At 48.5% G+C, this 10,710-nt stretch carries 10 protein-coding genes and 1 tRNA gene; 6 read left to right on the top strand and 5 right to left on the bottom strand.

The genetic code is table 11. The features are described 5' to 3' along the window. Nucleotides 1-225 precede the first annotated feature (225 nt). A complete protein-coding gene (locus tag BSZ32_RS16480; protein WP_105044429.1) occupies nt 226-1,152 on the top strand; it encodes a helix-turn-helix domain-containing protein in 927 nt (308 codons plus the stop codon). Between the two features lie 226 nt (nt 1,153-1,378). Here BSZ32_RS16480 and BSZ32_RS16475 read toward each other — a convergent pair whose 3' ends face one another. From BSZ32_RS16475 to BSZ32_RS16455, 5 genes are all read right to left on the bottom strand, one after another. Continuing rightward, nucleotides 1,379-3,403, bottom strand: coding sequence for an ATP-dependent helicase (locus BSZ32_RS16475; RefSeq protein WP_105044428.1), 2,025 nt, complete (start codon nt 3,401-3,403; stop codon nt 1,379-1,381). 7 nt (nt 3,404-3,410) lie between these two features. Then, complete coding sequence (locus BSZ32_RS16470; RefSeq protein ID WP_105044427.1) at nt 3,411-3,830, bottom strand: hypothetical protein; 420 nt, start codon at nt 3,828-3,830, stop codon at nt 3,411-3,413. A gap of 36 nt (nt 3,831-3,866) precedes the next feature. Next, nucleotides 3,867-4,823 carry a methionyl-tRNA formyltransferase gene (gene fmt, locus BSZ32_RS16465; RefSeq protein ID WP_105044426.1) on the bottom strand — a complete coding sequence of 319 codons (957 nt, stop codon included), beginning with the start codon at nt 4,821-4,823 and terminating at the stop codon, nt 3,867-3,869. 75 nt (nt 4,824-4,898) lie between these two features. Beyond that, nucleotides 4,899-5,531: an adenylate kinase family protein gene (locus BSZ32_RS16460; protein ID WP_105044889.1), complete on the bottom strand. Its 633-nt coding sequence runs from the start codon at nt 5,529-5,531 to the stop codon at nt 4,899-4,901. Between the two features lie 61 nt (nt 5,532-5,592). Then, the gene (locus tag BSZ32_RS16455; protein WP_105044425.1) at nt 5,593-6,486 is read right to left on the bottom strand and encodes a LysR family transcriptional regulator; all 894 of its coding nucleotides are present in this window, start codon (nt 6,484-6,486) and stop codon (nt 5,593-5,595) included. A gap of 298 nt (nt 6,487-6,784) precedes the next feature. On the opposite strand from BSZ32_RS16455, the gene BSZ32_RS18505 reads away from it, so the two are divergent. The 5 genes from BSZ32_RS18505 to BSZ32_RS16430 all read left to right on the top strand — a co-directional run bounded on the left by BSZ32_RS18505 (nt 6,785) and on the right by BSZ32_RS16430 (nt 10,462). After that, nucleotides 6,785-7,195 (top strand): hypothetical protein, encoded by a 411-nt coding sequence (locus tag BSZ32_RS18505; protein ID WP_129589806.1) that lies wholly within the window; start codon nt 6,785-6,787, stop codon nt 7,193-7,195. 10 nt (nt 7,196-7,205) lie between these two features. After that, a complete protein-coding gene (locus BSZ32_RS16445; RefSeq protein ID WP_105044423.1) occupies nt 7,206-7,616 on the top strand; it encodes a phnA protein in 411 nt (136 codons plus the stop codon). Between the two features lie 76 nt (nt 7,617-7,692). Further along, complete coding sequence (locus BSZ32_RS16440) at nt 7,693-9,474, top strand: arylsulfatase (RefSeq protein WP_105044422.1); 1,782 nt, start codon at nt 7,693-7,695, stop codon at nt 9,472-9,474. A 95-nt stretch (nt 9,475-9,569) separates the two neighbouring features. After that, a tRNA-Leu gene (locus BSZ32_RS16435) sits at nt 9,570-9,654 on the top strand. A gap of 547 nt (nt 9,655-10,201) precedes the next feature. After that, nucleotides 10,202-10,462, top strand: a complete 261-nt coding sequence (locus tag BSZ32_RS16430; protein ID WP_129589805.1) for a hypothetical protein — start codon at nt 10,202-10,204, stop codon at nt 10,460-10,462. Nucleotides 10,463-10,710 lie beyond the last annotated feature (248 nt).

The raw sequence follows: 10,710 nt of genomic DNA, 5'->3' as shown, positions 1-10,710 counted from the left end.
TAAGGGTTCACCATCAAAGGTCTAGCCCCATCCGATGAGCGACAACACCCATTTTCATTTTAGCCCAAGGAGATCCTAGATCTGATTAATCTCCTTTCTCCTTGTCTACCTCAAGATTATGGCTCAAGGTGTTAGATACGAGAACCCGTTGCATTCGGTCTATCTTTTCAGAAAACGAAAACCCTGGGGAAAATCCAGTCCCCCCACCCACAATAGTGCTTCATCATGAATAATACGAAAAACGACTCCGAAAAACACCTCATCGAGCGACTCAAGGCCTCGCCCTTCTATCAGGCCTGCCAAAATGCGTTCCGTGATGGAACGGGTCTACCCCTCATTGTTCAGTACGCGCACGAGCCAGATTTTAACCCCTGCCACGCCAGTAAGAACCAGAACTCGTTTTGTCAACTGATCAACTCCTCCCACGGGCCGTGCGCTCAGTGTGTGATGGATCAAGATGATCTGTTTTCTCATTCTATGGAGAAGGCATTCACTCACACCTGCTTCGCTGGCCTGAAGGAGTCAGCCGTCCCTTTGAGGCTCGGCCACAGAACCATAGGATTCCTCAGAACAGGACAAGTCTTTACTGAGCATCCCACCCCGGAACAAGTCAAAGCCGCAACCGATTGCTTAGACGCTGCTGGATATTCAAAAACTGAGCTGAAGAAAACCCTAGAAAAGCACAAGAAAACCCCCGTATACGACCAGGGGAAATACAGCAGCACGATCACCCTTCTCAGTATCATCTCACTCCAGCTCACCGAATTCCTCAATCGACTTCTATTAGAGGTCATGAGTGACGAGCCTGAAATAATTCGAAAGGCCAAGTCCATCATCGCCGATCATATTGACGAAAAAATAACGCTGGGTGACATCTCCAGTGAAGTCCACGTCAGTGTATTCTATTTCTGTAAAGTTTTCAAGCAATCCACTGGTATGACATTCACTGAGTATGTCAACCGGCAGCGCATCGAGCTAGCCAAGGGAGAGCTTAAAAAAACTGGCAAGCCGGTCACCGAAATAGCCTACGCAGTGGGCTTCCAGTCCCTCTCTCACTTCAACCGCTGCTTCCTTAAGTTTGCCGGTGAGTCCCCTAGGCAATACCGCCAGTACGTCAGCGAAATCCCGACTGATCTTCTTGTTTCGCATTAATAGAACCCGCCACGACTACCTCGATTGTTTTCAGAAGATGATCGAAGAAGTGCAAGGTTCGGGACTCCCAGAGAAGCATACCAGCAACCTCTTCGAAGCTAAGTGTGGAACTCTCTACCAATACGTCCTACGGAAGCACCTATGCGCGGTGAGAAAGTCCACGATGGGAACGTGCGTAGGAGTTGGTCATCAGCTGATGGTAGCGAGTCGACTGAGCAGAACTCCCCTACCAACCTGAATGCACTTGCCATTCTTCGACTAGGTCTTGAGAGAAGTCATCAAAAAAGCGGGAAGGAGTTTGCAGGATTTCGCCGGTGTAACTCCTGGGGTTGAGTGTCGGGTAGGTGAGGTAGAGTTCGTCCTTGGCTCGTGTTAGGGCGACGTAGAATAAGCGACGTTCTTCTTCGAGTTGGTCGTTGTTTTCCGTTTCTATGATTTTCTTAATCGGAAACATGCCATCGGCGAGCCAGATAAGGAAGACGACCTTCCACTCCAACCCTTTGGCTTGGTGGATGGAGCTGAGAGTTACCGCGTCTTCGTTCTTTTCCTCTTTCCTGTTAGCTTTTGGGTCGCCATCGGCGGTGCTCATCAGCGAGAGCTGGGAGAGGAATTCGTTGATGTCAGTGTAGCCCCGAGCGTATTGCATGAGTTGCTGGATGTCTTGCTTGCGCTGTTCGAAATTATCGAAGCTTTCGCGCATGTAGTCATCGTAGACACCTCCGGTGATACTTAGGATCATTTCCGATGGCATTTGAAATCCATCGCGGGTGACGAGCTCGTCGAGCGTGTAGCAAAGTTGCTCCCAGTGCGCTGAGGCTTTCTTTGGCACCTTGAATTCAAGCAGGTATTCTGAGAATGCTAAAGGTGGCTCTTCTTGCTTGCTGATAGGCAGTGCGACCCATGCTCGCCACAAGTTATCAGCGCTCTTGGGGCCAATACCAGGCAACATACCAGCCATGCGCTTGAAGCTGATTTCATCGCGTCGGTTTACCACGAAGCGAATAAAGGCTGAGACGTCCTTAATGTGGGCTTGCTCGAAGAAGCGCAGTCCGGAGGTGATCTGAAATGGAATATCGCGTGAGGTGAGTTCCATCTGGACTTCCATGCTCTGGTAGTGAGCGCGGTAGAGAACGGCTATTTCGTTGGGTTCGATACCCTCGTCGATCAGATCTTGAATGCGCTGGGTGACGAAGTCTGCCTGAGCGCGCGGATCGCTGAGTGGAATAACCGCCGGTATCATGCTCCCCTTCTCGCGTGAGGCACGGAGCTCTTTGGGGATTTGGCTTACATTCGCTTTGATCGCAGCATTAGAGAGTTCTAGAATTTCTGGGCGACTGCGGTAGTTGGTTTCAATTTTATAGATGCAGGCGTCTGGGTAGCGACCGTGAAATGTGAGGATATTCCCCATGTCGGCACCGCGCCATGAATAGATAGACTGCGCATCGTCACCCACCACCATCAGGCTATTTTTCTTTCCAACAAAGAGGTCTATCAACTCGCACTGGGTCGCGTTGGTGTCCTGGTATTCGTCCACTAACACGTAGCGGAATTTTCGCTGGTAGAGCTGGCGAAGGTCTTCATCTTGCTTGAGTAACTTTAAAGCTAACAATAAAAGGTCATCAAAGTCCATGCAGTTGGTTTCGAGCTTCTTAGACGTATAATTACGCTTTAGAAGTATTATCTCATCGAGCCATTCTTCGAAGTAAGGATAGTTGGCATCTATGATGTCCTCGATGCTCGTCTTAGTGTTTTCGCTGAGGCTGAAGATGCTCAGCAGAACATCGGGCTTGGGGAAGCGACGGTTCTTGGTTTCGATCTTTGCCGATGCAATGAGTTGCTTCATCAGCGACTTTTGGTCATCGGTGTCGAGGATAGAAAAGTTGCGGGTGAAGCCAAGTTCGTCCGCGTGACGGCGCAGAATACGGTTACATATAGAGTGGAATGTCCCCCCCCAGAGGTCAGATGTGTCTTGCGGGATGAGTTCTTTGACGCGCTCCAGCATCTCGCGAGATGCTTTATTGGTGAAAGTGAGCAATAGAATACTTTTAGCCGGCACTTCCTGATCGAGTAGGTAGGCAACTCTGTAGGTCAATGCGCGCGTCTTACCACTCCCAGCACCAGCGATAACGAGGGCGTGCCCAGGGCGCGATGTTACGGCAGCGTACTGCTGGTCATTGAGCTCAGCTCGATAATCAATTCCTGATTGAGTTCCGGCATTTTGCTTCGGTTTGAGTTTGTATTCGCGCGCCATGGTCTTGTTACGCCTGTTTAGCGAGCTTGAGGTATTTTGAATGCTCGTCTTCGAAAAGTTCTTTCCCTTCTAGCTCGAAAGCTCGGCTGAGAAGTTGTTCTGCGAGTTCGGCGTGCTCCAATTCCAGCGCGCATTGACCGCGACGAAGGCAAAGGTAGGCATTCTTATTCGATTCAGCATCGAGTGTGAAAACTTCCTCAAACTTCTCAAAGGCAGCGAGATACTCATCTTGTTCAAAATGATTATCCGCCATGCTTGAGATAAGCCATGTGTAAGCTTTCCATTCAGCTTTAGGTTCTTGGAGAAGTTCGTAAACCTTCTGGAGGTCGCGATTGGATGCGTGGAAACGCTCTTCTTCCTGGGCTTCTACAGCCTTATTGCAAAGCTCAACGACTTGCGCCTTGAGTTCTGGTTCTAAATCTTTCATGGGTCTATTTCTAATGGAGATAATTATTTCTGCAAGCTATTCACCAAGGATGCAAGCGATGGTGATCTGGCCATTTCTCAGGAAGTCCCCAGCAGCCATACGACGCTTGCCATCTGGCTGAAGCTCAGAAATGCGGAGTGCGCCAACCGAGCAAGCGACTGTGAGTCCATCGTCGATTGACAACACCTCTCCTGGCACTCCATTTAAGTCTGAGATTATTTGAGTTTGTGGGAAAATCTTGAGCCGCTTTGCCCGCCCTTTGGTGTCTTTGAAACTAGTGGATGCCCCCGGCCATGGGTCATAGGCGCGAATCCTGCGTTCTATAATTTCCGCTGGCTGATTCCAGTCGATCTCACCATCGCTACGCATCAGTTTAGACACATAATTAGAGAGTGAGTCGTCTTGTGGCTGGCGCGGAGCTTCGCCAGAAAAGAGCAACTCAAGCGCCTCAAGCAATGCGGATGGTCCGTCATCTGCTAGAATCTCGTGAAGCTCACCGCCGGTTATCTCCGGGGGCAGTTTAAATGGCTTCTTGAGAATGACGTCACCCTCATCGAGTCCTTCTGTAACGTGCATTACAGTCATACCGGACTCTAAATCACCTTGATCGATGGCAGCCTGAATGCAAGATGCGCCTCGATGTTTAGGTAAAAGACTAGCGTGAAGATTGATGATGGCCACTTTAGGGATTTCAAGCAGTGCTTTAGGCAAGATCTGACCATACGCCATGACGACAATAATGTCTGGTTCCAGATCACGCAGCAACTGAAGCACTTCTTCATTTTTGACGCGAGCAGGCTGTAGGGTTGGGATGGTAGCCTCTTCTGCAATCGTTTTGATCTTTGGGGGTGTGAGAACCTGCTTCCGCCCAATAGGCTTATCTGGCTGGGTGATGAGAGCCACAGTGTTGTAGACTTTCTCGCTAATAAGAGCTTGGAAGGCCGGGATCGCGATATCCCCGGTGGCCATGTAGACGATGCGTTTGCTTGGCATAGGAATGCTTGGTGATTTGTTATACAAAAAAGAGCTGCCGATGCAGCCCTTTTAGAAAGATAAACTGAGATCTAGTTAGACTGAAATTTTGTCCATCTCCTTGAAAGCTGGAAGCGTTGTGATCTTAGCAATGATGTCGTGCATTACTTTGATCGGCTGCTGCGAGGCATCGATGTCAGTACGTATATCATCCGGATAGAAATCGAGGATCGGCTTGGTCTCAGCTTCGTAAGTGCGAATGCGGTCTTCAATCACTGAATCTGATGCGTCATCCATACGGTTCTCACGGAGAGCACGCTTACGCATGCGACGAGCAAGTTCATTACGGTCTGGGCATGAAAGATGGAAGATGTGATGCACGTTGATGTGCTCCTCGAGGATTTCAGCTTGCTTCACATTGCGTGGAATGCCGTCGAGAATAAGGAAGTCAGTGTCTGGGAAATAGACGTGGCTATCTTTCCAGTTTTGAATTTGTGCTTCCCAGAGTTGGATCGTGAGTTCATCCGGGACGAGTTGTCCCTTGCTGGAATATTCTACAAATTTTTGTCCTAGTTCAGTGCGGGTGTCGAGTGAACGGAATACGTCGCCGCAGGCGCAATGGAAAAAGCGCGGGAGCATTCCCAGCGCTTTACCTTGAGTCCCCTTACCTGAGCCTGGAGCTCCAAGGATAAGGATTGCCGGGCGTTTACTTTTGCTCTCAGTTGCCATAGGCGCGGAAGTGTAGTGCTCGAAGCTCCCAGCGCAAGCTGAAACCGGGGATTCGCTCAATCTATCTGCTTTGGAAGTTTTCGACGTACTTCTGGGTAATTCTCAAAAATTCTTGAACAATAGGCTTCATCTTCCCCTGGTAGATCCCTCCAATGACAAGTGGAGGGAAGGTATCGAGCGATATAACATCTACACCATCAATAGGATCCACACCAGGAATGCCGACGCCGATGCCAGCCCCGAAGCCGCGGCTGACGTATTTTTGAATGACATCTAGAGCGTTTACCTCCATCGATGGCTTCCAGTCAACATTCAACTTATCAAGGCCGTCCTGAAAAATTTGGCTCAGCGCCTCATGCGAAGGAAGCCCAACAAGTGGTAGTTTTGACTCGAGCCTGCCGTTTTCACCTTCTCGTAAAAGATCGTCTAGAGTGCTCACTTTGCAGGTTGAAGGGACAAGTAATACAAGCGGTATCGTCATGAGCTCGATCGATCTGAGTCCTTCATCCAACCTCCCATGGAGCACAGTTAGCGCAATATCGGCCTGCTGAGTAGTGAGTTGGTTATACACATCGGAAGGTGCCACCTCTTTTAAGGTGAGTTTAAGCTCAGGTGTGTTGAGTTTCAGATTTTCTAACACCTGTGGAAGATGATTTCCCAGCACCGATGCCGATGCCGATATGCGTAAATGTTGACTGTCTTCCCCCTTCAAGCGCTCCTCCACATCTGGAAGTCCGGCAAAAAAGGGATAGGCAAAATCATAAAGCATCTCACCTGCTGGAGTAAGAGCAAAGGGTCGACGATTGAAGAGCTTCACACCTAGCTCATCTTCTAACTGGAGAATCTGACCACTTACAGCCGGTTGTTGGATGCCGTATGGCATTTTCCTAACAGCGGCAGTGATGCCTTCGTACTTAGCAACGTAGTAGAAGAGTTCAAGATGATGTACATTCATCGCTGACGCATACCAATAATCTAGCAGACCCAACAGCTTTATCTTTGCAACAGAGTGTGGGTTTGGTAGTCATGCACTACGCCACGCATCTATGTTCATTCAGACCAAAAGCCCCAAAATCACAGGAGTAGCCTCATTTACAATTTTGTACACCTTGGGGTTTCTTGCTTTATCATTGAGTCAGGAGAACTTCAGCGCGCTCCCCAGCCTTGGGGCGCAGTTAGCTTTGATGCTGTTTGTGTACGTTGCTCACAAACGAATCCATTACGCACTTCCCCTTATATGGTGCTTAAGTTTCTTGGGCCTTTTAAATCTAGCAGGCGGAATCACCACCCTCCCCTCAACAGATGGCAGCGAGGGGGTTCCCTATTATTTAAATGAGCTCTGGGTCTCAAGAGAATGGCTTAGTTACAGCACCTGCGTGCATGTCTATGGGCTAGGGGTAATCACTTGGGCAAACTGGCAGACAATGTGTAATATCATCCATAGTCGTTACCAAAGGCGACTTATGCCCAGCGCTGGCTTACTGCTTTTAGTGATCACCTCTGCCATTGGTTACGGGGCAATCGGCGAGATCGCAGTACTCTTAGTCGATTATTGCTTTAGCTCTGAGCGTGTAGCGGATTTCGGCAACATATGCAAAAACATGACCGCTAACCTCTGTGGAGCACTACTCACCTCCGTGCTCATCAAGCTTCGCAACCTATAAAAGAAAATTTATGGCAAAAGGATACGACGACAACCAAGCTCGAATCGAGGCTCTATCACTGCTAGGTAAAGATCTAGCTCGTAGAGCAAAATCAAAATGTGAGCTCAGCGGAGAATCTGGAGTACCGCTAAAAACCTACGAGGTAGAGCCGGTGCCCAGTAAACCAGATATCAACAAGTGTCTCTTAGTATCTGAAAGCGTTTTGGAGCAAATCCAGAGACCTCGATCGATCGTTGGAAGCGCATGGCGCGGAATTCTAGCGGAACTTATCTGGAGTGAATTTCCAGCTCAACAAGCCATGGCTCACCGACTGCTCAGCCACATTGCTCAAAAGGAAGCTTGGGCGCAAGAAGTGCTCGCTGAAGCATTTCTTGATGAAGAAATCGTCACCTGGGCTGAATCTGCCCCACTCGGGAAGTAATCTCACCAACTTGTAATCTGTGGCTTTCCTAAAAAGAGTTGGCGCAGGCCCCCTTAGTCTCTACCGTTATCGAATCATGTCTTTCTTTAAATTGCTTTTTCTCACCACCTTCACCTGCGCAGCACTCCATGCCCAAGATGCCTCCAGCGACAGTGAACCTCCAGCTGAAAACATCGGAGATCTAACCCAGCAAAGTCCTAATGTCATACTGGTCGTGACTGATGACATGGGCTACGGCGACTTCAGTTTTCACGGTAACCAATGGATTCAAACTCCAAGCCTTGACCAACTCGCTAGTAACAGTGCGCGCTGGAAAAACTTCTACGTCAATCCGGTCTGCTCCCCTACCCGCTCGTCCGTCTTCACAGGCCGGTACTATATACGAACAAAATGTATGGATACCTACCTTGGACGCTCCATGATGGCAGCTGACGAGGTTACGATTGCCGAAGCCCTCAGCGGTGCCGGTTACAAAACGGGTCTCTTCGGAAAATGGCATTTAGGCGACAACTACCCGATGCGCCCCAGCGACCAAGGATTTGACACATCTCTCGTTCACCGTGGTGGCGGACTAGGGCAACCCAGCGACCCGATCGAAAACGAAGGACGCTACACCAACCCCATCCTCTTTCATAATGATAAAGAAGTGCAAACTAACGGCTACTGCACCGACGTCTTTTTTGATGCGGCCAAAAACTTCATAAAACGATCTAAAAATAACCAACAATCCTTTTTTGCAGCGATCACAGTCAACGTACCGCATGGGCCATTCTATGACGTCCCCGAAGATCTCTTAAAAAAATACCAAGACAAAGATTTTAGCGGCTGGGGGGAGGATAAAGAAATACTCCCAAAGATCGCAGCCATGCTCGATAATCTCGACACCAACATCGGCAAACTCACCGAATTCCTCAAACAAGAAGAGCTACTCAATAACACCGTTATTATCTTCATCAATGACAATGGCGCTAACACCCTACGCTACAACGATGGTCTCCGCGGCAAAAAAGGCCAAGTCTATGAAGGCGGTGTGCGCTCCCCTCTCTGGATCCATTGGCCAGAAAAAATCAAAAAAGGCAGAAATATAAACGAAAATGTAGCGGCACACATTGACCTAATGCCCACCATTCTCGACATTTGCGACCTTGGCGTCCCCGAAGCATTCGAATTTGACGGCCGCAGCCTTGCCCCGCAAATACTCAAACCTGGAACCAAATTCCCAGAGCGCCCCATCATCATACAATGGCACCGTGGTGCCACACCTACCAGCAGGCACAACTTCATGATTCGCAAGGGAGACTGGAAACTCCTCAATCCATCCAACAGCAGCTCGCCACGTAGAGATAGCGAGAACTACGAACTCTATAATCTCTCGAACGACCCAGCCGAAACCAGCAATCTCGCTGATTCAAATAAGGGTCGCGTTGACTCCCTACTCAAGGAATACGACCTCTGGTTCGAAGACGTGAATGAGACGCGCCTCAGAGACCTAGGAACCCCTTACATCCTAGTCGACCGATCCAAAGAGAATCCGCTAGTCCTCACCTGGCAGGACCGTATTGCTAAAGATTGGTCCTACAACGAAAACGGCTTCTGGAAGCTCCACTTCCAACACGATGGCCGCTGCGATATTCGCCTCGAGTTCCCCAACACATTCAATCGTGACCTCTCAGGCTGGACCGCACACCTCATTATAGGAAAACAAAAGTATACCCAAAAGATTGCAAACAAAGATAAACACTATGTTTTTCCAGCCCTTAACTTCACAAAAGGTAAGCACCTACTCAAGGCATCCTTCATCTCCCCCGATGGCAAAGAATTTGTAGCGAGTTATCAAGTCCGCATGCAACATCGTTAGGCCGTCCCCTTCGTAGCAAATTTCTACAATTAGTGGTAAATCACACTTGCCAACCAACCTGATCCCATTCTAGCTTCAAGTTCTATTAGCTATGTGCGCACGTGGCGGAATTGGTAGACGCGCATGATTCAGATTCATGTGCCTTAGGGCGTGGAGGTTCGATTCCTCTCGTGCGCACCATTTGAGTTGTTTATCTGTAGGGAAACCTCCGGTGTCTGCCTAGTGTTTAAGTTAGGGGCGGATCTCGGTCTTGCAGCAGCTCACTGGTGCCACACGCGAACTCCTTCCTTGCAAAAGCCTTACGACGTTTCCCGGTGTCCATTATCTCACGTGCTCACAGCGTAGATCGCTGACATTGTGGGTTTCTGGGTGAACAATATTCACTTTATTTCCCACTATTTTTCAATTTCCTAACTTTGTCACCTAGATGTGCTTAACAAATGTTCATGATCTAGAGTCTAGCAACATCCGATTTCATTAAGAAATTTAGCAAACATTTTGGAATTTTTATTCTGCTCACGATTGTGACGATTTAACCACAATCGTGAAACAAAAGATCCATTGATATGTAATGGATTCAGCGTCTAATAGTTTAACTGAAACACCCAACTTTAAACGGTCATTCATTGATTTGAAGCCACTTGTGAATCGAAGAGTAGTTGACATTTGGTTAGAAATGGGTTTTAATGTTAGGACTCATCAGAAAATCCTAACCAATGAAATCATCATGAAATCAAAAAAGAATTTAACACGATTCACATACGAGACTACAGCCTTCCAAGGTTGGAGATTGTGTCTTAGCCGTGCGGGAACCACTTTCACTAAATATTTCTCTGACAAGAAATACGGTGGTCCACGTAAAGCCATGAAAGCCGCTGAGGAATGCCTAAAAGAACTTAAAGATCTGGTCGACAATTCTCGTCGTGTGAATGGCAAACTAAGCCAAACCACACTCAAAAAAGCCAAGAAAATTACTGACGCAGCTTAAACCCTGCACCAATTCCAACTATGCATTCAGGCTCCGCACTTAATTGCTGCGGAGCCTTTTTTTATTCAGTCGCAGCGTTCCAGAGGCCACACAGCCTCCTCTAGCTCGCGCGCAAACTGAGCACAAACGGGTGGAGAACTAAAACCGATACCCTCTTCAACACCCAAGTCAATCTGTGAGATCTCAAATCGAATTTCTTGGAGCGGCCACGGTAGAGATGAACCCCATCGCATGAGTACAAGCAATAT

Origin of the sequence: Rubritalea profundi (assembly GCF_002954445.1) — a bacterium.
Lineage (GTDB): Bacteria > Verrucomicrobiota > Verrucomicrobiia > Verrucomicrobiales > Akkermansiaceae > Rubritalea > Rubritalea profundi.
The sequence above is the reverse complement of the archived record's forward strand: the minus strand, read 5'-3'. Positions and strand labels throughout refer to the sequence as shown.

Bases quoted from the DNA above. Each gene is read 5' to 3' on its own strand.
- fmt (WP_105044426.1), bottom strand. From the start codon at position 4,823: ATGCCAAGCAAACGCATCGTCTACATGGCCACCGGGGATATCGCGATC.
- BSZ32_RS16480 (WP_105044429.1), top strand. From the start codon at position 226: ATGAATAATACGAAAAACGACTCCGAAAAACACCTCATCGAGCGACTC.
- BSZ32_RS16440 (WP_105044422.1), top strand. From the start codon at position 7,693: ATGTCTTTCTTTAAATTGCTTTTTCTCACCACCTTCACCTGCGCAGCA.
- BSZ32_RS16455 (WP_105044425.1), bottom strand. From the start codon at position 6,486: ATGAATGTACATCATCTTGAACTCTTCTACTACGTTGCTAAGTACGAA.
- BSZ32_RS16445 (WP_105044423.1), top strand. From the start codon at position 7,206: ATGGCAAAAGGATACGACGACAACCAAGCTCGAATCGAGGCTCTATCA.
- BSZ32_RS16430 (WP_129589805.1), top strand. From the start codon at position 10,202: ATGAAATCAAAAAAGAATTTAACACGATTCACATACGAGACTACAGCC.
- BSZ32_RS16470 (WP_105044427.1), bottom strand. From the start codon at position 3,830: ATGAAAGATTTAGAACCAGAACTCAAGGCGCAAGTCGTTGAGCTTTGC.
- BSZ32_RS16460 (WP_105044889.1), bottom strand. From the start codon at position 5,531: ATGGCAACTGAGAGCAAAAGTAAACGCCCGGCAATCCTTATCCTTGGA.
- BSZ32_RS16475 (WP_105044428.1), bottom strand. From the start codon at position 3,403: ATGGCGCGCGAATACAAACTCAAACCGAAGCAAAATGCCGGAACTCAA.